The organism is Alkalibacillus aidingensis (genome assembly GCF_014595945.1).
Taxonomy (GTDB): domain Bacteria; phylum Bacillota; class Bacilli; order Bacillales; family Alkalibacillaceae; genus Alkalibacillus; species Alkalibacillus aidingensis.
Window position 1 is genome coordinate 78652 of the sequence record NZ_JABXWU010000002.1, and the last position, 24322, is coordinate 102973.

The 24322-nt window shown below is 37.9% G+C and carries 23 protein-coding genes and 1 other RNA gene; 10 read left to right on the forward strand and 14 right to left on the reverse strand.

The annotated features are described in order from the left end of the window. Nucleotides 1-361: 361 nt before the first annotated feature. The 4 genes from HWQ49_RS05555 to HWQ49_RS05575 all read right to left on the reverse strand — a co-directional run bounded on the left by HWQ49_RS05555 (nucleotide 362) and on the right by HWQ49_RS05575 (nucleotide 2655). Entirely contained in the window at nucleotides 362-1279 is a 918-nt protein-coding gene (locus HWQ49_RS05555; protein ID WP_188206616.1) for a proline dehydrogenase family protein, read from the reverse strand. Between the two features lie 135 nt (nucleotides 1280-1414). Next, nucleotides 1415-1621, reverse strand: coding sequence for a copper chaperone CopZ (copZ, locus tag HWQ49_RS05560; RefSeq protein WP_188206617.1), 207 nt, complete (start codon nucleotides 1619-1621; stop codon nucleotides 1415-1417). A 67-nt stretch (nucleotides 1622-1688) separates the two neighbouring features. Further along, nucleotides 1689-2174, reverse strand: coding sequence for a PCYCGC motif-containing (lipo)protein (locus HWQ49_RS05570; protein ID WP_394810759.1), 486 nt, complete (start codon nucleotides 2172-2174; stop codon nucleotides 1689-1691). A gap of 94 nt (nucleotides 2175-2268) precedes the next feature. After that, nucleotides 2269-2655, reverse strand: a complete 387-nt coding sequence (locus HWQ49_RS05575; protein ID WP_188206620.1) for a DUF302 domain-containing protein — start codon at nucleotides 2653-2655, stop codon at nucleotides 2269-2271. A gap of 186 nt (nucleotides 2656-2841) precedes the next feature. Between HWQ49_RS05575 and HWQ49_RS05580 the strand changes: the two genes are divergently transcribed. The 4 genes from HWQ49_RS05580 (at nucleotide 2842) to HWQ49_RS05595 (ending at nucleotide 5994) form a co-directional block, all read left to right on the forward strand. Then, nucleotides 2842-3888: a metal ABC transporter solute-binding protein, Zn/Mn family gene (locus tag HWQ49_RS05580; protein ID WP_188206621.1), complete on the forward strand. Its 1047-nt coding sequence runs from the start codon at nucleotides 2842-2844 to the stop codon at nucleotides 3886-3888. A 70-nt stretch (nucleotides 3889-3958) separates the two neighbouring features. Beyond that, nucleotides 3959-4714 carry a metal ABC transporter ATP-binding protein gene (locus tag HWQ49_RS05585; protein WP_188206622.1) on the forward strand — a complete coding sequence of 252 codons (756 nt, stop codon included), beginning with the start codon at nucleotides 3959-3961 and terminating at the stop codon, nucleotides 4712-4714. Nucleotides 4715-4731: 17 nt separating this feature from the next. After that, nucleotides 4732-5577 (forward strand): metal ABC transporter permease, encoded by an 846-nt coding sequence (locus HWQ49_RS05590; RefSeq protein ID WP_188206623.1) that lies wholly within the window; start codon nucleotides 4732-4734, stop codon nucleotides 5575-5577. A gap of 6 nt (nucleotides 5578-5583) precedes the next feature. Then, nucleotides 5584-5994 (forward strand): Fur family transcriptional regulator, encoded by a 411-nt coding sequence (locus HWQ49_RS05595; protein WP_188206624.1) that lies wholly within the window; start codon nucleotides 5584-5586, stop codon nucleotides 5992-5994. Between the two features lie 15 nt (nucleotides 5995-6009). Here the strand turns inward: HWQ49_RS05595 and HWQ49_RS05600 are convergent, their stop codons facing one another. The 3 genes from HWQ49_RS05600 to HWQ49_RS05610 form a co-directional block, all read right to left on the reverse strand. Then, the gene (locus HWQ49_RS05600) at nucleotides 6010-7941 is read right to left on the reverse strand and encodes a GGDEF domain-containing phosphodiesterase (protein ID WP_188206625.1); all 1932 of its coding nucleotides are present in this window, start codon (nucleotides 7939-7941) and stop codon (nucleotides 6010-6012) included. A 101-nt stretch (nucleotides 7942-8042) separates the two neighbouring features. After that, on the reverse strand, nucleotides 8043-9218 hold the full coding sequence (gene ftsW / locus HWQ49_RS05605; protein WP_188206626.1) for a putative lipid II flippase FtsW: 1176 nt from the start codon (nucleotides 9216-9218) through the stop codon (nucleotides 8043-8045). A 236-nt stretch (nucleotides 9219-9454) separates the two neighbouring features. After that, entirely contained in the window at nucleotides 9455-11065 is a 1611-nt protein-coding gene (locus HWQ49_RS05610; RefSeq protein WP_188206627.1) for an ABC-F family ATP-binding cassette domain-containing protein, read from the reverse strand. A 1035-nt stretch (nucleotides 11066-12100) separates the two neighbouring features. On the opposite strand from HWQ49_RS05610, the gene HWQ49_RS05615 reads away from it, so the two are divergent. Further along, nucleotides 12101-13321, forward strand: a complete 1221-nt coding sequence (locus tag HWQ49_RS05615) for an MFS transporter (protein ID WP_188206930.1) — start codon at nucleotides 12101-12103, stop codon at nucleotides 13319-13321. Between the two features lie 137 nt (nucleotides 13322-13458). After that, a complete protein-coding gene (locus HWQ49_RS05620) occupies nucleotides 13459-13728 on the forward strand; it encodes a YqhV family protein (RefSeq protein ID WP_188206628.1) in 270 nt (89 codons plus the stop codon). 5 nt (nucleotides 13729-13733) lie between these two features. On the opposite strand, the gene HWQ49_RS05625 is transcribed toward HWQ49_RS05620, so the two are convergent. Next, the gene (locus HWQ49_RS05625; RefSeq protein ID WP_188206629.1) at nucleotides 13734-14543 is read right to left on the reverse strand and encodes an alpha/beta fold hydrolase; all 810 of its coding nucleotides are present in this window, start codon (nucleotides 14541-14543) and stop codon (nucleotides 13734-13736) included. A gap of 248 nt (nucleotides 14544-14791) precedes the next feature. Here HWQ49_RS05625 and sdhB point away from each other — a divergent pair, with 248 nt between their 5' ends. Together sdhB and HWQ49_RS05635 are read left to right on the forward strand one after the other, a co-directional pair. Next, nucleotides 14792-15553, forward strand: coding sequence for a succinate dehydrogenase iron-sulfur subunit (gene sdhB / locus HWQ49_RS05630; protein ID WP_188206630.1), 762 nt, complete (start codon nucleotides 14792-14794; stop codon nucleotides 15551-15553). 194 nt (nucleotides 15554-15747) lie between these two features. Further along, complete coding sequence (locus tag HWQ49_RS05635; protein WP_188206631.1) at nucleotides 15748-16809, forward strand: M42 family metallopeptidase; 1062 nt, start codon at nucleotides 15748-15750, stop codon at nucleotides 16807-16809. Between the two features lie 74 nt (nucleotides 16810-16883). On the opposite strand, the gene HWQ49_RS05640 is transcribed toward HWQ49_RS05635, so the two are convergent. Then, a complete protein-coding gene (locus HWQ49_RS05640) occupies nucleotides 16884-17858 on the reverse strand; it encodes a potassium channel family protein (protein ID WP_223155053.1) in 975 nt (324 codons plus the stop codon). Nucleotides 17859-18109: 251 nt separating this feature from the next. Between HWQ49_RS05640 and mgtE the strand changes: the two genes are divergently transcribed. Further along, the gene (mgtE, locus tag HWQ49_RS05645) at nucleotides 18110-19468 is read left to right on the forward strand and encodes a magnesium transporter (RefSeq protein ID WP_188206633.1); all 1359 of its coding nucleotides are present in this window, start codon (nucleotides 18110-18112) and stop codon (nucleotides 19466-19468) included. Between the two features lie 45 nt (nucleotides 19469-19513). Here the strand turns inward: mgtE and HWQ49_RS05650 are convergent, their stop codons facing one another. The 5 genes from HWQ49_RS05650 to smpB all read right to left on the reverse strand — a co-directional run bounded on the left by HWQ49_RS05650 (nucleotide 19514) and on the right by smpB (nucleotide 22672). Continuing rightward, entirely contained in the window at nucleotides 19514-19969 is a 456-nt protein-coding gene (locus HWQ49_RS05650) for a divergent PAP2 family protein (RefSeq protein ID WP_188206634.1), read from the reverse strand. A gap of 136 nt (nucleotides 19970-20105) precedes the next feature. After that, on the reverse strand, nucleotides 20106-20645 hold the full coding sequence (locus HWQ49_RS05655) for a CueP family metal-binding protein (protein WP_188206635.1): 540 nt from the start codon (nucleotides 20643-20645) through the stop codon (nucleotides 20106-20108). Nucleotides 20646-20864: 219 nt separating this feature from the next. Then, nucleotides 20865-21518: an SDR family oxidoreductase gene (locus HWQ49_RS05660; RefSeq protein ID WP_188206636.1), complete on the reverse strand. Its 654-nt coding sequence runs from the start codon at nucleotides 21516-21518 to the stop codon at nucleotides 20865-20867. 257 nt (nucleotides 21519-21775) lie between these two features. After that, nucleotides 21776-22134: a transfer-messenger RNA gene (gene ssrA / locus HWQ49_RS05665) on the reverse strand. Between the two features lie 76 nt (nucleotides 22135-22210). After that, entirely contained in the window at nucleotides 22211-22672 is a 462-nt protein-coding gene (gene smpB / locus HWQ49_RS05670; protein WP_188206637.1) for an SsrA-binding protein SmpB, read from the reverse strand. Between the two features lie 406 nt (nucleotides 22673-23078). On the opposite strand from smpB, the gene HWQ49_RS05675 reads away from it, so the two are divergent. Continuing rightward, on the forward strand, nucleotides 23079-23945 hold the full coding sequence (locus HWQ49_RS05675; RefSeq protein ID WP_188206638.1) for a GNAT family N-acetyltransferase: 867 nt from the start codon (nucleotides 23079-23081) through the stop codon (nucleotides 23943-23945). Nucleotides 23946-24322: the final 377 nt, after the last annotated feature.

The window sequence follows — 24322 nt, forward strand, 5'->3', positions numbered from 1 at the left end:
GAACTAGTTGCTTTGGCCTTGAGAGCCGTTCTACCGGACATTTCTTCCACAATTACCAGCGCTTTGGGCCTTGAGAGGCGTTCTATCGGACATTTATTCCACGATTACCAGCGCTTTTGGCCTTGAGAGCCGTTCTATCGGACATTTCTTCCACAATTACCAGCGCTTTGGGCCTTGAGAGCCGTTCTATCGGACATTTCTTCCACGATTACCAGCGCTTTGGGCCTTGAGAGCCGTTCTATCGGACATTTCTTCCACGATCACCAGCGCTTTGGGCCTTGAGAGGCGTTCTATCGGACATTTTGATCATACGCCGATGACCTTTTGTCCAATAGAAGCACTCCCTCCAACATCCAACCATTTATTTTTTAAAGACACCTTTTAATACGAAGGCGACATTCGCTGGGCGTTCTGCCAAGCGGCGCATAAAGTAGCCATACCAATCACGCCCGTATGGAACATAGACGCGGACTTTATAACCTTCAGATACGAGCTTATTTTGCAGTTCTGTACGCATTCCGTAAAGCATTTGAAATTCAAATTGACTTTTAGGAATATCGTTTTCTTTAACGAACTCTTTTGTGAACTCAACCATACGGTCATCGTGGGACGCCACGGCTGTATAGTTTCCATTTTGCAAGTGAATCTTAATCATCTGTCTTAAGTTCGCATCGACATCTGCTTTATCAGGATAAGCGACTTCTTCAGATTCTTTATAGGCCCCTTTGACCAATCGCAAGTTGGGACTATATTTATTTAAGTGTTCTAAGTCGCTAATCGTACGGTATAAATAAGACTGTAAAACGGTTCCAACATTGTCATACTCTTTTCTTAGCTCTTCGAATATATCAAGGGTTTTTTGACAGCGTTCATAATCTTCCATATCAATGGTCACGAATACGTTATGCTCTTTAGCTGCCTCTAGGATCTTGCGCATATTAAACATAACTAGCTCTTCTGAGATATCTAATCCCATCGATGTCATTTTAACAGATACTTGGGAATCAAGATCTAATTTATCAATGACTTTGATGGATTTAACTGTTTCAATCATGCGATCCTTAGCTTCTTGTTCATCTGTTACATATTCTCCAAGATGATCAAGTGTTACCGATAAACCTTTGGCATTTAACTTACGAATTGTTTCTGCTGCATGACCAATGGAATCACCTGCAACGAAACGACTAGCACCAAACTTCAGACCATAACGCTTTGCTAATTTGGTAAATGATTTATTATCTGATAAAAATAGGAAAAATTGGCGTAATACTTTTTCCATGACTTCATCCCCCAGTCTGTCGAACAATTATGAAACCGTTTTCTATTTTATCATTTTTTGATAAAAAAATTAATTAGAAATAAAAAAATTACTCTAAACTTCAAAAATTGCTCGAAGTTTAGAGTAATTAATCTATTAGCTCTTCACATCATAACCTTGTTCTTCAATGGCTTCTTTCATTTCTTCTTTTCCTATTGTATCTTCATCAAACGTAACGTCGACTTTCCCACTATCTAAATGAACCTCAACAGAAGCAACTCCATCTAATTCTTTTAAAGCACCCTGAACAGCTTGTTTACAATGTCCACAAGACATTCCTTGTACATTTAATGTTAATTCCATTTATTTATACCATCCCTTCAATCGTTTGATACTATTATTTCGTATTTTCTGATACTTTTCAAATATTTTATTCTGGCTGTGGTGTGGGAGTCGGCTCCAAGCCAGTGTCAGCATACTCTTCATCGATTGCATCGCGAATTTCTTTGATCTCGTAACCATTATCTTGCATCTGTTTAGCCTCACGGGCTATATCGACACAAATTGCTCAGCCAAAGCCCATCTGATCAATGTAGGCAACTTGATCATCGATTTCAGTGACAAAGCAGTGTTGATTATGCTCATGACCTACTTCACCACACCCACAATAACAAGGCATATTTTGAAGTAAATCACCATCATGAATCGCAATTTCATATGCTTCTTTTACTTCCTCCATATCCTCCTCTGAGAACACATCAGCAAGTTCTGCTGACCAGGCTTGTTCTTCAACATGATAAGTTAAAGCATCTAAGGAGGAATCATAACGAATTCCTTCTTCATTTTCTTCAATTTGATTTGAACAAGCTTCTAGAGTAATTAATAACAAAAGCAGTACTAGCATGTATTTTTTCACGACAGGTTATCCTTTCTTAATTAATTTTTTCTATTTATAATTTATCATGTCGGATAAAAGAGGTGGATGAAAAATCATTAAGATTTATTGAACACTACTTCGCCTGATCAATAGCTGCAACCATTGTCTTCTCAATGTCCAAAGCGAAATTTCTCACATCTTCTGAATTAATATTTTCCATTAAGGCAGTTGGTCGTGGCATACCTATTTTCGTTTGTCCTTCACTTTCATAGACAACCACTTTACATGGTAAAAAGTAACTAACCTTCTCCTCCATTTTTAATATTTCACTAGCTGCCTTAGGATTACAGACTTCTAAGATTCTAAAAGACTGATTAAAATTATCAAAACCTTTACTATGCAAAGTCTCTTTAACATCAAAGTCCCATAATACTCCGAACTTAACCTCTTGTAATGAACTTGTGATAGACTCTACTGCGTCATCAACCGTTTTATTCGTTGTCACTGTATAATCAAACATACAATCCCTCCAAAATTAAATTGGCATATATTATGAGTTTACCCAATATAATTTCATTTGAAAACTCGTTTTCAAATCGTAATCATTACTGTTTACAAATCGTAATCATTACGATATAATCATTTACGGTTAATTCAAACACAAAGGGAGAGTTACATCTTGAAATTAATAAAATGGTGCTTTTTTATGATTTTATTACTAACGTTAATAGCTTGTGGCAATCAAAATAATCCTGAAGACCCGGAACCTCAAGCAAACGATTCTGAAGATATTGATGAACAAACAGAAGAAAATGATGAACAAACTGAAGATATAGGTAAAATCATTACTTCCCTTTATCCGATTGAATATATTGTTTCAGAAATTGTCGGTGACTTTGCAGAGGTTGAAACAGTTATGCCTCCTGGAGCAGATGCCCATGTGTATGAACCGTCTACACGTCAAATGATTGAGTTGGCCGATAGTGATGCTTTTTTCTATATTGGTGAAACGATGGAAGTTTTCTCTGATACAATGGCAAACTCATTAGATAGTGAAGGTGTTCATACATTCGAGCTAGCTAAATTTGAGGAACAATTATTCATGGATTATGGTGATGAACAAGTAGACGATCATCACGAAGATGAGCACGGGGATGAGGATGACCATCATCACGAAGACGAACATGGTCATGAAGAAGAGGAAAATGATGACCATGATCATGAACATGGCGATTATGACCCACACTTTTGGCTAGACCCATCACGCATGATTAGTGCTGGTGACATTCTATTAGATGAATTAATAACTTTATATCCTAACCATGAAGAGGTATTTCGGGATAATTACGAACAGTTCACGGACAACATGGAGGAGTTAGATACATCTTTCCAAGAAGCTTTGGTGAATGAAGAGGTAAATATTTTAGTAGCACATGCAGCTTTCAGTTACTGGGAAGAGGCTTATGGAATTAATCAAATAAGCATCAGAGGGGTATCTTCATCCCAAGAACCATCCCAGAGAGAATTACAACAATTATTTGAAACGTTAGAGGATTTAAACATCGATCACGTGATTTTAGAATCCAATCGTGATGATCGACTTGCTGAAACCGTTGCAGATGAATTTAATCTTGATGTTTATCATCTTCACAACTTAGAAACGAGAACAGAAGAAAATGTTGAACATGGTCTTGATTACATGGATATTATGCGAGAAAATCTTGAAGTACTAATACAAACAATGGAAGATTAATATTTTATAAAGGCGGGAAGCGAGTATTCACTCGTTTCGCCTTTCTTTTCATTAGGAAGGGGGTTGGATGATGTCCAACACTTTAATCAACGTTAATGATGTGACACACCGTTATGATCGACATACGGTTTTAGAAAATATCTCTTTCTCGGTTGAAGAAGGAGCTTTTGTTGGTCTGGTTGGCCCTAACGGTTCAGGTAAAACGACGATTATTAAACTTATGTTAGGTCTAGAAAAACTACAAAAAGGATCAATTGAAACTTTCGGAAAACCTATTCATAAATTCACCAACAAAGGACATATAAGCTTTGTTTCTCAAAAAGCTAACTCATTTAATCGTGGCTTTCCAGCAACGGCTAAGGAAGTTGTAGGTATGGGATTAACTTCAAAGTTAAGTCTCCTTCGTCCAACGACGAAAAAATTGGAGCATCATATCTATGAAGCACTTGATCAAGTAAATATGAGTGAGTATGCCAACACTAATATTGGGGATTTATCTGGTGGACAACAACAACGAATTTTTATTGCTAGATCAATTGTAAACAAACCAAGACTGTTAATCTTAGATGAGCCAACTGTTGGTGTTGATACTGAGAATGTAGAACAATTCTACCAATTACTATCTAAACTAAATGATGAACTAGGCATTACCTTAATCTTAGTATCACACGATATCGGTTCGATCACCACCCATGTGACTGATTTACTTTGTTTAAATAAATCGATCCATTATCATGGTAACCCTAGTGATTTTGAAAATATGACTGATGAACAGCGCTCGAAGTTGTACGGTCATGATATGCATACGATCACCCATAATCACTAAGAAAGGAGGGGCAAATGTTGTTAGATGCTTTATTAAGCTTTGAACTATTGAGAAATACATTTTATACTGGATTATTAGTCGGATTTATTGCCCCTTTACTTGGGACATTTATCGTAGTAAGACGTCTATCATTGATTGCTGATGGTCTATCTCACGTCACCTTAGCTGGAATTGCTTTCGGTTTATTTATGCAAAAGAAATACACACTACTGTTTTTGACACCTTTTCATACAGGCATCATCTTTTCAATCATTGGAGCCATCGTGATCGAAAACTTAAGAAGTGTATATAAAGCGTTTCAGGAAATCGCTATTCCGATCACCTTATCACTAGGGGTCGGTTTGAGCGTTGTGTTTATCGCACTTGCAGATGGGATTAATACAGATATATTTGCATATTTGTTCGGTTCTGTTGCAGCTGTGAGTCGCTCTGACCTATATTTAATTCTCGTGACAACAGGACTCGTCTTGTTATTAATTATTTTCCTTTACAAAGAATTATTTGCACTATCGTTTGATGAGGAATTTGCAACCGTTTCGGGTATGCGCGCCAAAGTCATACACTATCTATTTATTATTATGACAGCATTAGTTATTTCCGCTTCAATTAGAATAGTTGGAGTTTTACTAGTTTCTGCTTTAATGACATTACCGGTTGCAACAGCTATTCGAGTGGCAAAAAGCTTTAAACAAACGATTATCTATAGTATTATTTATGGAGAAGTCGCAGTTATTGTCGGATTAGTGTCAGGTTATTATTTAGAAATACCGCCTGGTGGTACCATTGTCATCACCTCTGCTATTTTACTAGGTTTAACTCTGTTGGTGAAAAAGTGGTACCTGGCTTATATTTACAAAGGGTGATAATCGATGAATATTAATGAAGCTCTTACTGTGCTTAAAGATGAGGGGTACAAATATACTAAAAAAAGAGAAGAAATTCTGGAATTCTTCACGGACGAAGATGGTTATCGTACAGCTAATGATCTACTAGAGTATATGGGTAAGAAGTATAATGGGGTAAGCTTTGATACGATTTACCGTAATTTGCACCTCTTTCATGAATTAGATATATTAGAATCAACTGAGCTAAACGGGGAGAAACATTTTCGCTTGGCTTGTGGCCACGATGAACACCATCACCACTTCATTTGTAAATCATGTGGTAAAACGAAAACGATTAATGCCTGTCCAATGAACCTGATCCAACAGGACTTTCCAGGATATACTATTGAAAATCACAAATTTGAAATTTATGGACGATGCCCTAGTTGTCACTAGGACACCGTCCATTTTTTAAATACTCGATGCTTTAACTAGCAATAAGTCCTGTAGTGCCATGGGTTTGTCATAGTAATAACCTTGGGCAATCCGACAGCCGGACCTTAATAAGAAGTCCTGTTGCCAGCTGTTTTCAACACCCTCACTTATTACACCAACCTCACACAGTTTTGCAAGATCAATCATAAACTGGACCATTTTTTCACCATCATCCCCAAGAGCATGGATAAATGAACGATCAATTTTAATATAATCGATCGGTAATTCACGAATATACATCAAGGAGCTGTAGCCTGTCCCAAAATCATCAATACTCACTTTAATTCCAGCATCTCTTAGGACATTTAACTTTTCAAGGTTTCGTTCGATATCCATCGTTACCGTTTCAGTTATTTCTATTTCAAATGCTTCAGGGGGCATTTGGTAGTTTTCTAATGTTGTTAATAGTTCATTAACAAATCCAACTTTTGAAAATTGTTTAGTAGAAATATTGACCGCCACTCGTGGTATGTTAATACCTGCATGAATCAACGTATTATAATCCTGACATACTTGTCTAATGATATGATCTGTCATTGGAACAATAAGTCCCGTTTCCTCTGCAACAGGAATGAATGTAGCTGGTGAGATTTGCCCTTGCTCAGGGTGCTCCCAACGAGCTAACGCCTCAATCCCTACCATCTTTTTCGTTTTCATATCATATTGTGGCTGATAATGGAGAATGATTTCTTCATTAAGAATCGCACGATGTAACTCATGCTCATAAAAATATGAATCTAAATTATAATTTAATGATTCATCAAAGAAACAGAAACGATTCCGTTCCTCTTTAGCATTTTTCAAAGCAACACTAGCCTTCTGATATAATTCCTCAAATGACTCACTATCTAGTGGGTATAATGAAGCCCCAGCAGAAGCAGTAATATTAATAGACACGTCCAAGGTCTGGTTAGATTTCTGCAGTTCATTCATTAAGGATTGAACAACTGAATTAACGTCATATTGGTCACTTACATTAGGTAGAAAAATACCAAATTCATCACCACGAAGACGAGCTACTACACCTCTATCGCTTATTTGATTCTTTAATTTTAAGGCAATTAAACGAATCAGCTCGTCACCAAAATCATTACCATACTTATGATTGATCATATGTAAACGGTCGACATCCAAAATAATTAAGGCGTGTTGAGCTTCATGATTTCCTTTAACTAATGCTTTACTTTCATCAAAGAAAGTATCGAAGTTATATAATCCAGTTGTCGCATCAAAGCTCTCCAAATAATTCACCTTACGTCTAAATACGTTCTCATTTGTTATATCGTTAAACATGACTTGCACGGCAATCCGTATACCATCCTCATTATATATATCAGAGTATGCCAATTGTAACGAACGGTTTTCACCCTTACCATCGACAATTTCGATTGATTGCTGAAAAGCATTTTCATCATGAAAATTAGATGTGTGACTTGAGGATCTAGCCTTTCTAAAGATTCTAGCTGGCACTCCACTTAAGGTTTTCGAAACAAAATCCTCTTTTGACAAGCCTAGTATCTCTTCTGCCTGCTCGTTAAAGATGGTGACCATGCCATTTGCATCACAAACAATCACCCCTAGTGGCGATAACTCCAACATAGCTTGTAGTTGGTTTTTTGTTTCATATAGCATTTTCTCTTTTCGCTTCGCATCATTATAGTAGTTAACTATTATCGTATTTTCACGGGATAGTAATAGATAGAATAAAACTCCAGTTAATATGACATAGAGCCAACCTTTAATCGATTGAAAAAAGGACATCACTTGAGGGTCATTTATCGCTACACTTAACAAGTAGTCTGACGCTGTGATCCACATTATTCCCACTAATAAATAGATCACCATAAACTTATTAGGGTAATTTTTCATTTTGGTTACCATGTTAGAATCCAAGCTAGACAACTTCATAAAATTCTCCCCTCAAAGTTAAAAGAAGCACGAATTTTCAGAGTATAAAAGGTTAGTCACATTATATCATTTATATCGACAATGTCTAACAAAATGTTAGTTTAGCTGACGGTGTGACTATTTCTTAGTTGATAGCTGGATTGATCTTCTTCTTTATGTGAAGTTCTACGTGCTATATTTCCTTTGATGGCGATATTCATTAAAATACCTAGCAGGAAGAAGGTGATTAGCATCGACGAACCACCATAACTAACTAATGGCAAGGTGATACCGGTAATAGGCATTAATCCGGATACAGCACCAAAGTTAATCATCGCCTGCGTGACAATTTGAAAAGTTATTCCATAAGCTAGTAATCTTCCAAACTGGTCAGGCGCACGCTTGGCAATCAGAATTCCTTTAAACATAAACACAAAATACAAGCCAATAACTAATAACACACCAAGAAATCCTAGTTCTTCAGCAATAACAGCCATGATAAAATCGGTATGTGCTTCTGGTAGAAAACCCGATTTTTGTACACTATTAGCTAGACCCACTCCTGTTAGATCCCCACTAGCGATAGCAATTAATGAATGAATTAATTGAAAGCCATCGCCTGTTGGATCGGCAAACGGGTCCATAAACGAAGTCAATCTCCCCATACGGTAATCAGCTCCAAGAATCAATAGAGCGACACCAGCTAAAGCTGCAATACCTAATACTAACAAATGAGTGATTCTAATCCCTGCAAATAAAAGAATCATTCCACATGCAATAATAATTGATGCACCAGTTCCAAGGTCAGGTTGTAATACGATTAACCCAAAGATTATTCCAAGGAGAATTAATGGTGGTAAGACACCCTTGTTAAAGTTATGTAATTTATCTTGCTTATTCGTATATACTTTCGCAAAGTATAAAAGCATCGCAACCTTCGCAAGCTCTGAAGGTTGGAATAATAGTGGCCCAAAGCCTAGCCAGCGCGTTGCATAGTTCCTTTCAACCCCAACTCCCGGAATTAACACAGCCACTAACAAAATAAGAGTCACGACGATAATTATGGGAATGAACTGGCCAATACGTCGGTATGAAAATAGACTAAAAAACAGAAACACGAATGCCCCTACAATTAACCACATTCGTTGGCGATTAAAGTAAAAGGACGGATTATCAATATTAGGGTCCATCCCGGCAAATACAAAGCTAGCACTATATACCATCACTAAACCAATAGCGGATAATAAAACAATGATTATAAATAACGGGTAATCTAAATTTTTTAGATGCTTTTTCACTTCGAACACGCTCCTATATCTACTATCATAACGGAAAAACCTAGTCGAACGGTAGTAGAATTTAGCACTATTTTTAACTATTTAATAGAGACTGATTGGGTTGTATTTGTAGTAGAGGGTTCATGTTCGGATATTTCTTTTAGTTTTGATGGCTGTTGAACTTGAGAATACTTATAGTAATAAAATAATCCCCTGCTAATCTTATTTAGTAAGATCAACAGGGGTATTTAGGCTATTTACATAGCTGGCGTTTGGATTTTCTTAACATCTTCAAGGTATTCTTCGTAAGTCATTTCTTTATCAATGACTCCTCCGTCTTGTTTGATTTCAATAATTCGATTAGCGATTGTCTGAACAAACTGGTGGTCGTGTGATGTGAAGATCACTGAGCCTTTAAAGTTAATCAATCCTTCATTCAATGATTGAATCGATTCTAAATCTAAGTGATTCGTCGGGTCGTCTAACAATAACACGTTAGCATGACTTAACATCATACGTGACAACATACAACGAACCTTCTCTCCACCAGATAAGACATTAGGCTTTTTGAACACTTCGTCACCTGAAAATAACATGCGCCCTAAGAAGCCTCGAAGGAACTTTTCACTCTCGTCCTCAGGTGAATATTTCCTTAACCACTCAATTAGATTTTTGTCATTTCCTTCAAAGAATTCTGAGTTGTCTTTAGGGAAATACGATTGCGACGTTGTAATTCCCCATTTAAATGAACCCTCATCAGGTTCGATTTCACCCATTAAAATTTGCATTAATGTTGTTTTAGCGACATCATCACCCATTAAAGCAACTTTGTCGTCCTTGTTCAAACGAAACGTCACGTTATCTAATACTTTCTTACCATCGATTGTCTTAGATAAACCTTCTACTTCTAAAAGGTCATTACCAATTTCACGTTCTGGTGAGAAAGCGATATATGGGTACTTTCTTGAAGAAGGTTTGATGTCATCGAGCGTGATTTTATCTAAAAGTTTTTTACGAGAAGTCGCTTGTCGTGACTTAGAAGCGTTCGCACTGAACCTGGCGATAAATTCTTTTAGTTCGTTGATTTTCTCTTCTTTTTTCTTATTTTGCTCATGGGCCATCTTCTGAGCTAACTGACTGGATTCATACCAGAAGTCATAGTTACCGACGTATAACGTAATCTTCTCAAAGTCTAAATCAGCAATATGAGTACAAACATTGTTTAAGAAGTTACGGTCGTGTGAAACAACGATCACGGTATTCTCAAAATTAATTAAAAACTCTTCTAACCAACGGATTGCCTGAATATCTAAACCGTTTGTCGGCTCGTCTAATAGTAAAATATCGGGATTACCGAAAAGTGCCTGTGCAAGAAGGACTTTAACCTTCTCAGCTTCAGGTAAGTCCTTCATGTTTTTATAATGAAGGGATTCATCGACACCTAATCCAGTAAGTAAAGTAGCGGCATCACCTTCAGCTTCCCAACCATTCATTTCAGCGAATTCACCTTCTAATTCGGCTGCACGCATGCCGTCTTCTTCAGTGAATTCTCCTTTTGCATAAATGGCATCCTTTTCTTGCATGACCTCAAATAAACGCTCATGCCCCATCATCACTACCTGCAATACTTGTTCTTCTTCATAGGCGTAGTGATCCTGTTTTAAGATCGCTAAGCGCTCACCTTTACCAATTGAAACCTGACCTTCTTGTGGTTCAATTTCTCCTGATAAAATCTTTAAAAACGTCGATTTACCAGCACCATTAGCACCAATTAAACCGTAACAATTACCTTTAGTAAATTTTATAGAAACATCTTCAAATAGCTTACGATCAGAAAACCGTAATCCTACGTTAGTCACTTGTAACATGTAACATCCTCCACTCTAAATATATACCGAATCTCAGTATAACATTTATCTAGGAAAATGCCGATGATTTTACATGGATTTGTTGGGCTGTTTTGGAAATGACCTATGGTGAGCAGTAATTGTGAAATTAGTCAAAGCTGGCATGATGACAGTCGAATTGAACTCAACGACGGTTGAACGAGGGGGCTGAGCGTCGGATTAAGCTTCGCCACAGTCGGATGAGGGGGCTGAGCGTCGGACAAAGGGCTACGACGGGCTGATGAGGGGGCTGAGCGTCGGACAAAGGGCTATGACGGCCGGATGAACGGGGCTGAGCGTCGGACAAAAGGCTATGACGGCCGGATGAACGGGCTGAGCGTCAGACAAAGGGCTATGACGGCCGGATGAACGGGCTGACGGTCGGACAAAGGGCTATGACGGCCGGATGAACGGGCTGAGCGTCGGACAAAGGGCTATGACGGCCGGATGAAGGGGGCTGAGCGTCGGACAAAGGGCTATGACGGCCGGATGAACGGGCTGAGCGTCGGACAAAGGGCTATGACGGCCGGATGAACGAGGCTGATGGTCGGAACAAGGTAGCTGATTCCACATTAACATAGATCATTCAGCAATTAATTTTGGCAATTCCACAATAATTGCTCTTGTTCAATACTAAATAATGCCGATTCATCAATTACGTGAAGTGATTCATGAATAAAAAAAACGAATTCCATAATAAAATCCCTTATTCATTAATTAGTCCACCCTATTCATCATTAAAATCACTCATTCATTAATTAACCCCCCTATTCATCATTAAAATTACGCATTCATTAATAAAACACGGGATCCATCAATTATTTTGCTAGTACGTTTTTCACTTTACCGTTCAACGACTAATCAAAACTCCTCATCTTTACAAAATCATATTTCCTCATCTATAAAAAATCATGTATTGTCGCTGATTTTACCTTTTTATCCCTCTTATAGAATAAAACTTACTTGTAAACATTAACTGAGAGGAAGACAATGAGTGATTTACTCAGAGGTGTAGATATGGCAAAGGTAAGTATTACAACAAAAGAGGTTAGCGTTTGGTGCATTATTACAATAGCTTCAATCCCATTAATTATGACATTGGGCAACTCAATGCTCATCCCTGTATTACCGGTATTTGAAGAAGAAGTAGGTATTTCGCCTTTTCAATCCAGTATGATCATCACCAGTTACTCAGTTTCGGCCATACTACTTATACCAATAGCCGGGTATTTATCCGACCGTTATGGTAGAAAAATGATAATTATACCCGGTTTATTGTTTACACTTGCAGGTGGGTTGGTAGCTGGGATTGCTTCCATTCTTACCGAAAATCCATATGGTTGGATTATCATCGGTCGAATTTTGCAAGGCATTGGTGCTTCCGGTGCCCTTCCAATTATTTTACCGTTAGTTGGTGATTTATATAAAGATGATGCACAAAGAGCAAGTACGTGTTTAGGAATTGTCGAGACGTCAAACACATTTGGTAAAGTGTTGAGCCCGATCATTGGTGCTGTTTTTGCTGTGATCTTATGGTATTTACCTTTCTTTTCAATTGCTGCATTTAGTTTAATTTCTCTAATTGCCGTGATGATTTTTATTAAGGTACCAAAAAAGAACGATCAACCTCCTAAATTTAAAGAATTCCTAAAGGAAACAAAAGAAATTTTCAAAGTAGAGGGCAAATGGCTTTACACCATTTTTATGATTGGCGCCTATTCGATGTTGATTTTGTTTGGAATTTTATTTTATCTTTCCGATATTCTTGAAAAACAATACGAGATTGATGGAATACCAAAAGGCGTTCTTCTCGCGTTCCCATTAATCGTACTTTGCTTTGCATCATATTTCACAGGTAAGAAAATCAAGGATGATCTAAAGTTAATGAAAATTATTATTTTAGGAGCGCTTGGCGTACTTACCATTAGTGTGGTTACAGTTGGTTACACTAGTGATGCATTAGGTCTTCTATTGGTAGCTTCCAGTGTCAATGGGCTTGCGATTGGCGCACTCTTACCAACTTTAGATGCGATGATTACTGAAAATATTAGCCAAGAAACTCGCGGGACCATTACGTCATTTTATAGCTCCTCAAGATTTATCGGGGTTGCTGCTGGCCCACCGATTATTTCTCTAATGATGCCGATAGATATAAATATTGCCTATATCTTGGCTGGAGTAATTGGTGGTTTACTCCTAATCGTGGCGTGGCAATGGATTAATCCCGATCAGACATAGTATTCAAAAAAGCTGCCTCTAAAGTCAAACTCATGACTTTGGAGGCAGCTTCTCTTTAATTTTATAAAATTTTTTGGACTAGCTCAGGGGTGATTCCCATATAGTTTAAGTGAATGATTTTTTAGGGAGAGTTTACCATGAGCTTAGATAAATTATTGTTATCAATTATCGTTATTCGTATCATATCTGGTACGATTGAAATTTCGGCTGCATTTTTAATGTTTAAATTCAATGATTTATACAAGGCCTTTGTTATTAACAGCTTACTTGCCTTTGTTGGACCAGGGGTGTTACTACTGACAACTTTCATCGGTTTATATGGCCTTGCTGGGAAAATGTCCCTACTTAAAGCTGTCTTACTTGTTATGGGAATCTTACTGATCATCATTAGTCTAAGGATGAAATAAATCACTTACAAAGCTATTTGCCCATCTTGAGAATCAGTCTTTAGCTGCTGATGGATAAATTGAATCGTCAGGTTATTAAATTCGTCAGCCTGATCGACATTACATACATGACCACAATTATCAATAACATTCATCTCTGCGAAGGGGTCTGTTTTCACAGCATATTGAACCCCTTTCATAAACACGTGATCCTCAGAGCCAATTAGATAAAGTTTAGGGATTTTCTTTTTATTCTTATCTGCTAGTAGCTGGTCGTAGACATTATCCGAGTGAATCAAAAGACCCGCCCAATTAATAAATTCTTTTTGCCCGATTTTTTTCGCTTCGTTAACGAATAAATTCCGTGAGTGTTGATGATTCCTTTTTGGCATCAAAATTAGGGCAAATAGTGTATATAAAAACATATATGGAACCACGTAGCGAACCATATAGGCTAACTTAAACAAAAGGTCAGTCCAGAACTGCCATTTAATCACAGCTCCACCCAATGTCATCGAAGAGATTCTCTCAGGTGCTAAGCGACTAAGCTCATTCATGACAATTGTACCTAAAGAGATGCCAACGAGGTGAGCTTTACTTATATTAAGATGATCAAGTATCTCCTTGACCTTATCGGCAATTTTGGTAAACGTATACTTTCCCTTTAAGGATTCACTTTCTCCGTGTCCAGGAAAATTAATAAATAACAAATTAAAGTGCTTTCTAAACTTTTTAATTTGTTTATGAAATAGAGAATAATTACCCCCTACTCCATGCAGGAATACAACCCATTCCTTACTCGAATCATGTTTGTACATTTTGTAGTCTAATAACATGATGTACCTCCCCATCTAAACGATCCCTCTAAAAGAATGTATCATAGCCTTGTCTGAATGTCACCTGTATAAATTTGTCGATTCCTTGAATATCTAGTTATTACCATAATTCTGTCATTCATGTATAACTAATTCACTAAGAAACATACTAACAAAAAAAGACAAATGCTACATATTTATATTTTTAGTAGGCCAAGGTAAACACTATAGATTAAGACATCAAGAAATCAAAGAGTAGGAGAATGATTATGGAAGAAAAAAAAGAACACATACATGTCATTATTCAACGAAAGGACGACCCTGATTCAGAGTCATATAAAGAAGAGTTTTTAATCCCCTACCGACCAAGTATGAATATTATTTCTGTCCTAATGGAGATTCGCCAAAATCCGGTTAATAAAGACGGTGAGCCGACATCCCCCGTTCAATGGGATATGAATTGCTTAGAGGAAGTTTGTGGGGCTTGTTCTATGGTGATTAATGGGAAGGCCCAACAAGCTTGTGCGACTTTAGTAGACAAGTTATCACAGCCCATTCGAATTGAACCAATGGAAACATTCCCGGTCGTTAGGGATTTATATATCGAACGTGAGCGAATGTTTGATGCATTGAAGCGTGTTAAAGCATGGATTCCTATTGACGGAACTTACGACATAGGACCTGGACCACGTATGGCTGAGAATAAACGACAATGGGCATATGAGCTTTCAAAATGTATGACTTGTGGTGTTTGTTTAGAGGCTTGTCCAAATGTTAATGATCGTTCTGATTTCATGGGGCCTTTTGCCTTTTCACAAGTACAATTGAAAAACATGCACCCTACTGGTGAAATGAATAGCGAAGAGCGATTAGCATCATTTATGGGAGAAGGTGGACTAGAATGGTGTGGTAACTCCCAAAATTGTGTCCAGTCATGCCCAAAAGGAATTCCCCTAACCACCTCAATAGCAGCTATTAACCGGAAAGCCACAGTACAATCGTTTAGAAGTTTTTTCGGTGGCAACTATTAGAAATTTAGTGGGACTTCCTAAAAAGTCCTTTAATTGAACGAAACACCCATCGTGATCATTGAACATCATGATAGGTGTTTCGTTTTTTTTGGTGATTTGCATTATAAAAAGGGCCACATTTTCATTAATTACGGGACACGAAATAACTTTTGTAGTATCATGATATTTAAACACAAAATTGGGGGAATTCAAACATGGAAAAATTATTGCAAGACTTAGCGAACATTCATGGCCCTTGTGGGTTTGAAGAGGATGTTGCCAAATACATAGCTCATCAATTAAAAGACTCAGTTGATTCAGTTGAAGTAGACGGTGCTGGTAATTTAATTGCACGTAAAAAAGGACATCAAGAAGGGCCTACTGTTGTCGTCGCCACTCATATGGACGAAGTCGGCTTTATCGTTAAAAAGATTGAAGATAATGGTTTAATTCGCTTTGAAAAGTTAGGTGGACACGATGATCGCATCTTACTGTCACAACGTGTGCAAATTAAAACAGATCAAGGTTTACGTTCTGGGGTAATTGGCACCATTTCAGCTCATATGAAAAAGTTTGATGATCCGAATAAAGTACGCGCCCATCAACAGCTGTACATTGACGTGGGTGCTTCATCCAAACAAGAAGTAATTGAACTCGGTATAAATATCGGTGATTCAGTAACTTGGTATCCTTACTTTGAACAACTAACTGAAAATCGGATTGTTGGTAAGGCATTTGATGATCGTGCGGGTTGTGCCATTCTCATCAAAGCGTTTGAAGAGCTAGATCGTAGTGAGTTTAAAGGTGAATTCGTTGGTGTCTTCACAGTTCAAGAGGAAGTTGGCTTACGAGGTGCAAGAGTTGCAAGCCATCAACAACATGCTGATGTAGCCATTGCTCTTGATACAACTGCCGTAAGTGATACAACTGAAGAAATGATGGATCAAACGTTATCATTAGGAGCAGGAACGGGAATTAAAGTACTAGATGCAAGCTTAATTGCTAATCAAAAAATTCGTAAGCATTTAATCCAGCTTGCTACTCAACAAGAGATTCCGTATCAGCTAGAAGTATTTCCAGGAATCGGAACAGATGCTGGTGAACTAAGCTTAGCCAAACAAGGGATTCCTGCCGGGGTGTTATCCATTCCATCTAGGTATGCCCATTCCTCGATTGAAGCGATTGATCTTAATGACTTTAAAGCAACTAAAGATTTACTCGTGGCATTTATTAAAAACATGAGACCAGCTGAAAAGTATCAATTCGATATTCATTAAGCTCGTAATAAATAGGGGTAGCCATTCACGCGAATGGCTACCCCTATTTATTTTATTTAGTTACATCTTTCATATCAGCTGATTTTTTGATAGGTCTCTTCGTTACAAATGACATACAATTCTGCATCACTTGGAATCTTTTCATTTAACCGTCTATTGATATCCAGTTTGGCTCCGTCAGCTATCAGCGTTGCCCCATTGTCTAGTAAGTCGTTAAAGGCATCCTGATAGGTAATCCACTGATCTTTTTTAGAAATCTTGTAAAGATCTTCGCCATATTGCCGACTAATTAATTGCGAATATACTTTACTGACCCCCTCATACATCGCTGCACGGACAGCAATTCTCGATACAGTCTCCTGAGAAAGAATAAACTCGTCTACTTTGACATGAGAAAAGTTTGAGGTGTGTTCTTCCGTTAATACTTCAACAGTCGTATGTACGCTAGGTGCTAATCGTTCTACAACAATTGCAATTGTCAGCGTTTTAGCATCCCTTAAAGAAGGATCCTGAATGCTTTCATCTGAGAATATGATGACCGATTTTGCCTCAGAGATATTAGCCTTTTCAAAGGTCTCTTCAGCCGTTACATCGCCCTGAACATAATGAACCCTTTCTTGCGTCATATCAATAGGTGACTTGTTAAGGGTATCAATAAGCACTACCTCGATGGTAGGATTGGTACTTAATATTTCTTGAATGGCTGCTTCTGTTTTCTTATTCCAACCGACGATAATGATATGGCTCTTCTTCATATAGTTCACTTTTCCTTCCTCCCTTTTTCTCTTAAAAATCGAGAATGCATCGACAATTTTACCGATCACTACACCTAGCAAACCAATTCCAACTAAATACATGAATACAGCAAAAAGCTTACCTGCAAATGTGACCGGTGAATAATCACCATACCCTACCGTTGAAAATGTCGTCATCACAAAATAAAATGAATTCCATAGGCTCTCAAGATTATCTGATTCTAATAAATAAGCGACAATTGTACAAAACACCACAAAAATGACGGTATAAAGAATTAAGGTCAAGTTTCTCATCCTAATCAGACTTAGACCTAACTTAAGAAAAAAGTGCAAAGTAACTCACCCCAGTTCATTATCATTTGCTAAAACAAAAATTGGTATTGTAACTTTATACAAAATACTGATATCTGTCAATAAAGGTCATTTTATTCAAAAGGACATGATTCAATAGGTTTATGGGAATCATGAAAGGGAAAACATAAATAGTTCAGTTACCATACTTATATACATAATATACTTTAATTTACTAGTAGTGAGGAGATCTTATGGCTTTAGACATGACTGAAAATGAAATCACATTAGCAATTATAAAATCGTTAAAAGAAGGAAAAAAAACGGCATTCCAAGAAATAATCGACCAGTTACAACCTTATGATATGGCTCAGCAATATCATCATCTTCCTGCTAAACACCGAAACAAGTTCCTCATCTATCTATCGATCGAACAGCTTACAGAGCTGATTCAGGAGCTTGATAATGATGAACAAGTAAATGCCCTACAGAAATTAGGCATTGAGAAATCAACTCAAGTCCTTGATTTGATGGAAAATGATGAATTGGCTTCTCTCTTATCAGACTTAGATTCTGAACAAATGGAAGAGCTCCTTTCAGAAATGAATAAAGAAGAATCAGCAATTGTTAAGAATCTCATGAATTATCCACCTGAAACAGCAGGGCGAATCATGAACAATCGCTATGTTTGGATTCCAAAACACTATACGATTCGCGAAGCAGTTGATAAACTGAAGCATTTTGCTGAGTTAGCCGAATACTTAAACTATCTATATGTAATTGATGAACAAAAGAAATTAGTTGGTGTTGTATCATACAAAGACTTGCTTTTAGCCGATTTACACGATCAAATTGAAGACATTATGTATAGCCGTGTGGTAAAAGCTGATGTTCATACAGACCAAGAAGAAGTTGCTAAATTAATTACACGATATGACTTCGTTTCCTTACCAATTGTTGAGGATGATCATAAACTGGTCGGTGTGATCACGGTTGATGATGTCTTGGATGTTGTGATTCAAGAAGCTAATGAAGACATTGAAAAACTGCATGCTTCCGGTAAGGCGATTGATTTTAACACGAAACCAATAACTGCCGCTTATCGGAGACTTCCATGGTTGATTTTGTTATTATTTATTGGTCTGATTTCAGGTGGAATCATCAGTGGTTTTGAAGACACGCTTGAAACAGTAGTGGCATTAGCCTTTTTTATGCCTATGATCGCTGGGATGACAGGTAATACCGGAACTCAATCATTAGCGGTCGTTGTCAGAGGTCTAGTGTCTGAAGACCTTGATTTTAAACAAGTAGTCAGATTAATTGTTCGTGAGCTTTGGGTAGGAATCATTATCGGGGTGACTTGTGGGATCTTGATATCCATTATAGCTTATATTTGGCGAGACAGTATGACACTCGGCTTAGTGGTCGGAAGTTCTCTTTTGATCACCCTAATTATTGGGACTTTAGCAGGTACCATTATTCCTTTAATATTATATAAATTTAATATTGATCCCGCCGTTGCATCAGGTCCTCTCATTACCACGATTAATGATATCTTTTCATTACTCATTTACTTTGGAATAGCGACAGCTTTCATTACACGTCTTATGTGACCAATAAAGCGTCTGGTTGAATTCTTCTCACCCAGACGCTTTTCACTACTTTTCTAACTTAGCAGACAAAACTCCTAACAAACACCCTAAAAGAGCACCACCAACCACTTCAACTGGCTGATGCCCCAAAAGCTCTTCTAATTCCTTGTCTCTTGCAACAAATTCAAAGCTCGGGAAATCTCCTGAAAGCTCTTCAAAATGGTCCTCTAAATCATTCACTAATTGAGCGATTTCACCCGTATGACGACGAATTCCCTGTGCATCATACATAACAATGACGCCGAATATAGCTGCTAGGGCCGTCTCTGTATGGCTAATTCCCTTTCTGGCAGCAAGATATGATGTCAAAGCGGAAACACCTGCTGAGTGGGAGCTAGGCATTCCTCCTGTTGTTGCTGCCTGCTTAAGATCCCAGTCACCCGAGACTCTTTTATGTGTGAAAATCTTCAACCCTTGAGCAATACCAATTGCAGAAAGTGCAGTTACAATTCCTCTATTCATTTTCTCACCCTTTATTTTTTTCAGTAAGGAACCCCTACTATGGTGATGCCCTGAGAAAAGTTAAATTATGCAGAGTTAACGTAAAAGTAAATACAAAAAAAGGACGGCAGAACCGTCCTTGATCAAATCGTCATTATTAAGTTAACTGCATGGTCGTTACGCAGGTGTTATCTCCCTCAAATGTGGAAATTTCAGATTCAGTCACTTTTCCATCATGTTCAATCGTAACCTGGTACGTTTGATCGCGTGGTAACCATAAATCAATAAAACCATTTTCTAAGGAATTCACCTTTTCATCCATGACAACATTTCCATCTTCATCTTCAATAAAAAGATCGAATTCTTCTTCCACTAGTTCGCCTTGGCAGCCAGTTAAGCTGTGAATTTCACAAGGGTGTGTTGTATCGACATACGGAGCAATTGAAACAAAGAATTCCTCTTCTGGCAATTCATATGCTGTCTCTTTATCATTTTGATCAGTGACAATCAATTCGTGTGATGTAATCGATGCAGACACATCATCAAAACTACCGTCACTGTAATTATGCACAGTTTCCTTAATATCTTGTCCTTCCAATTCATCTAGTATTGTTTCATCTTCCCCAGCATTGTCATTACAGGCTGCTAGCATGACGACCACTAGTAAACCGATGAGGACGAATAATCCTTTTTTCATGTGTAGTCAACTCCTACTTTAGCTAAGTTTAAGCAAATTAATTTTACCACATCAGCACAACAAGATGGACAAAGGTCACGAAAGTTTCATAATTTGTTTAAAAAGAGGCACGGCAGTTTCTGACTTACCCTCTTAACAATCGCTCTGTTACACAACTTCCTCAAAAAAAGACAACTCGCCTTATTTGGCGAATTGTCTTTTGATATCTACCTATTTTATCTAGACGGATTCTACAGCTTCTTTAACTGGAGTTGTTCCGGCCACAATTTGAAATTCTTTTCCTATGGTTTTGTTATTCTCTAACGTAGCTAAAATGACACGCGCAACATCTTCTCTTGGTATTTCACCCCTATCGACTTTAGAAGCAGCCGTCACTTGCTCTTTTCCTTCATCATTAGTTAATAACCCAGGGTGGATGATCGTATAGTCTAAATCGGTATTCTTTAACCATTCATCCGCATAGTGCTTAGCAGCAACATAAGGAGCAAAGGACTCAGGAGCATCTTGGATCGCTTGACGCGTCGTATCAAACGAACTAATCATAATATAGCGTTTGACACCTGCTTGTTTAGCAGCTTCTATCGTTTTAACGGCACCATCTAGGTCTACCATAATCGTCTTATCCTTTCCGGTATGTGGCCCAGATCCAGCTGTAAATACGATCGCATCCACGTCTTCTGCTGCTTTGGCAATCGCATCAATATTGTCTTGCTCAAGATCAACTAATACCGTCTCTGTTCCTAAGCCTTCAAAAAAGGAAGCCTGCTCCTGTTTGCGAATCATTGCCTTTGCCTCTATACTTTCATGATCCCGAATAAATGAAACTAGATGTTTACCAATTTGGCCATTTGCACCAATAACGAGAACCTTCATTGAATTCATCCTTTCTAAGTAATGAACTAATAAACTTTGTTCCTTCACCTTTAGTATATTAGTCTTGGTTGACCTAACCAAACTTGAAGGCTTAAGATTTTTAAGTTGATTCAATATGGGTAAAATCACCATGCTTTCTGTGGAAAATTATGCTCACCTTAAGATAAAACATCCTAAAAAAGGAACCATAAAGTTTCCAAACGGAAATTTTATGGTTCCTGTCACATACACATTCATATTTAATTCTCCACAAAGCCTTATGGAGACGGCGGGACTCGAACCCGCGTCCAGAGATATCGCCACTTAAGCTTCTACGAGCGTAGTCGGTATATTATCATTCGCCAATTCTTCAGCCTACCGACAGGCTTCCAAATGGCTAGTCTGGTTAGTCTCTTCTGAAGACCTCAGACGGTGGCCTTCATCGTAGCCCACTTAGTTTGAGACCCTTCGATCTACCACATGGGCGATGGTAGGAAGGATCCTGTAGACTGACTACGCAGCTACAGCGAAATCGTTTTGTTTGCCAGTTATATTTAACTGAAATGACGGTTATCGAGTCGTCACCTCGGCTCGCTACTTAAGCTCGACCTATCCCTGTCGAATCCAAAACGTCCCCGTGAAATATAATCACCAACGAATTGGTAACCATTATTATAACACGTCTTTGCCTTGATGCAAATGGGAATGTTTTCTTAATAACGATCCTTCAACGCTCTTTCCACTTCGCGTTTCATTGCTTTTTGTTTCAAGTCTTCACGCTTATCATATTTCTTCTTACCTTTACCTAATCCAATTAATAGCTTAGCTACGCCATTTTTGATATACATCTTTAGTGGCACGAGTGAATAACCCTTTTGCTGTGTTTGACCGATTAATTGATTAATTTCTTTACGGTGAAGTAATAACTTTCTTGCTCGCGTTGGGTCATGGTTAAATTGATTCCCCTGCTCATACTCCGATATATGCAAGTTATGAACATACACTTCACCCTTATGAATTCGGGCAAAGGAATCCTTTAAATTGACACGCCCGGCACGGATGGATTTAATTTCTGTTCCTTTTAAGACCATGCCCGCTTCAAACGTTTCTTCAATATGATAGTCATGTCTTGCTTTTCGGTTTGTCGCAATGGCATTCGATTCTTTTTTCGCCATCTTCCTTCCTCCTCACTGCATCGTTATTTTATCAAAAAACGAAGAGCTTTTAAACTCGTAAGATATCATGGGAAGGGTGATTCCACAATAAATTGAGTCGATTCAGTAATAACTAAGCGATATTCTAGAGTAACCTCTTTCTATTTAACAGTTAATCTCCATATTCAATAATAAAAATAGCTACTCAATAATAACTCACTACGATTCATCAACTAAGTCAGGTAATCGACAATAATTCACAAACTGCTCCAACTCTTACTCAGCTTATCATTAATTTGAAGTAGACATTGTTCCACTCATAATTCTTTAACAACTGCTAAAAATGTTAATACTAAATCATAGACAGTCAAACCCTAGTTGTGGCATTCTATGTAATTAGGGAACCGAAATAAGAGGAGGAACGACTATGATTGATACCATCCAAATTCGCCCTTTACAATTAGATGATGCTGATCATTTACAGAACATGCAAACGGGGATTGAAGATGATTATGTGGTTCGCATCTTTGACCGTTTAATTGAGAGTGATGAACACGCTTTATATGGGCTTTTCACTGAAGGTCAGCTTGTTTCTGTTGCAGGATATTCTGTATTTAAAGATCAATATGCGATGCTTGGACGTTTAAGAAGTGACCAACGTTTCTTAGGGAATGGCTATGCAACAACCTTAATTGAAAGTATTGTGGATTATTTACAAAAAGATGATCAGATTAAGTGGATTGGTGCAAACACACAATTACATAACTTCCCGGCTTTACGGGTATTAGAAAAGCTCCGTATCCCTAAACTGCAACTTCTTCATGCGGCAACGTTATTTAATCGAGAGCTGTTAACAACTCCTGAAGGCGAGACGTGGAAGCCATTAAACACATTGGAAGAAAAGCGTAAGTGGATTAATCCATTAATCCAAGACTCTGATGCTATTTTTCCATTAGAAGCTTATTATCCGTTCCCGACGAGTGAGGCTTTATTTTCAGATGAAGATATCAACGACTGGTTTATGTTTGAAAATGAAAGTCGTGATCGCTTTGTTATTGTGAAGTTCGACCAAAAGCGGCATCAATACGCTCACGTTATTTATCTGTGGGATGATTTGTTTGACCAGCCTGGACTTTGGAATACACTCGATGAAACGCTTGTCGACTTTAAGGAAACTTTCGGAGATGAAACCTATATCCGTTTAGACGTTCCAGATGAGACATATGAAAAGATTCCAAACAAAGATGCCTTCGAATTTCAAGACCCTTGGATTTTACACGGGTATTGGAAATAAAGCTAAATTTGAAAGTACAGCCTAAATCAGTGATTGGTTTAGGCTGTTTTTTATGATTGATATTGAAGCTTGGGTAGTAATCCGTTTGGGGACGAGCGAATTTATCAGATTTAGTGTTTATCTCGGACATATTTAACTGTGGTAGACTCCGTTTTGTCCGATAGACCCCGGCTATTGGACATTACGTAATGCGTTTGACCTCATTTTGGCCGATAGACCCCGGCTATCGGACATTACGTAATGCGTTTGACCTCGTTTTGTCCGATAGACCCCGGCTATTGGACATTACGTAATGCGTTTGACCTCATTTTGGCCGATAGACCCCGGCTATCGGACATTACGTAATGCGTTTGACCTCATTTTGGCCGATAGACCCC

What these genes read in the sequence shown, in the direction of transcription:
- HWQ49_RS05650 (WP_188206634.1), bottom strand. Translation starts at nt 19,969, where the DNA reads ATGAATAGAGGAATTGTAACTGCACTTTCTGCAATTGGTATTGCTCAA.
- HWQ49_RS05600 (WP_188206625.1), bottom strand. Translation starts at nt 7,941, where the DNA reads ATGAAGTTGTCTAGCTTGGATTCTAACATGGTAACCAAAATGAAAAAT.
- sdhB (WP_188206630.1), top strand. Translation starts at nt 14,792, where the DNA reads ATGGAAGAAAAAAAAGAACACATACATGTCATTATTCAACGAAAGGAC.
- HWQ49_RS05575 (WP_188206620.1), bottom strand. Translation starts at nt 2,655, where the DNA reads ATGTTTGATTATACAGTGACAACGAATAAAACGGTTGATGACGCAGTA.
- smpB (WP_188206637.1), bottom strand. Translation starts at nt 22,672, where the DNA reads ATGGCGAAAAAAGAATCGAATGCCATTGCGACAAACCGAAAAGCAAGA.
- mgtE (WP_188206633.1), top strand. Translation starts at nt 18,110, where the DNA reads ATGGCTTTAGACATGACTGAAAATGAAATCACATTAGCAATTATAAAA.
- HWQ49_RS05610 (WP_188206627.1), bottom strand. Translation starts at nt 11,065, where the DNA reads ATGTTACAAGTGACTAACGTAGGATTACGGTTTTCTGATCGTAAGCTA.
- HWQ49_RS05625 (WP_188206629.1), bottom strand. Translation starts at nt 14,543, where the DNA reads ATGTTATTAGACTACAAAATGTACAAACATGATTCGAGTAAGGAATGG.
- HWQ49_RS05675 (WP_188206638.1), top strand. Translation starts at nt 23,079, where the DNA reads ATGATTGATACCATCCAAATTCGCCCTTTACAATTAGATGATGCTGAT.
- HWQ49_RS05655 (WP_188206635.1), bottom strand. Translation starts at nt 20,645, where the DNA reads ATGAAAAAAGGATTATTCGTCCTCATCGGTTTACTAGTGGTCGTCATG.
- HWQ49_RS05615 (WP_188206930.1), top strand. Translation starts at nt 12,101, where the DNA reads ATGGCAAAGGTAAGTATTACAACAAAAGAGGTTAGCGTTTGGTGCATT.
- HWQ49_RS05620 (WP_188206628.1), top strand. Translation starts at nt 13,459, where the DNA reads ATGAGCTTAGATAAATTATTGTTATCAATTATCGTTATTCGTATCATA.
- HWQ49_RS05635 (WP_188206631.1), top strand. Translation starts at nt 15,748, where the DNA reads ATGGAAAAATTATTGCAAGACTTAGCGAACATTCATGGCCCTTGTGGG.
- copZ (WP_188206617.1), bottom strand. Translation starts at nt 1,621, where the DNA reads ATGGAATTAACATTAAATGTACAAGGAATGTCTTGTGGACATTGTAAA.
- HWQ49_RS05555 (WP_188206616.1), bottom strand. Translation starts at nt 1,279, where the DNA reads ATGGAAAAAGTATTACGCCAATTTTTCCTATTTTTATCAGATAATAAA.
- HWQ49_RS05580 (WP_188206621.1), top strand. Translation starts at nt 2,842, where the DNA reads ATGATTTTATTACTAACGTTAATAGCTTGTGGCAATCAAAATAATCCT.
- HWQ49_RS05585 (WP_188206622.1), top strand. Translation starts at nt 3,959, where the DNA reads ATGTCCAACACTTTAATCAACGTTAATGATGTGACACACCGTTATGAT.
- HWQ49_RS05640 (WP_223155053.1), bottom strand. Translation starts at nt 17,858, where the DNA reads ATGAGAAACTTGACCTTAATTCTTTATACCGTCATTTTTGTGGTGTTT.
- HWQ49_RS05595 (WP_188206624.1), top strand. Translation starts at nt 5,584, where the DNA reads ATGAATATTAATGAAGCTCTTACTGTGCTTAAAGATGAGGGGTACAAA.
- HWQ49_RS05660 (WP_188206636.1), bottom strand. Translation starts at nt 21,518, where the DNA reads ATGAAGGTTCTCGTTATTGGTGCAAATGGCCAAATTGGTAAACATCTA.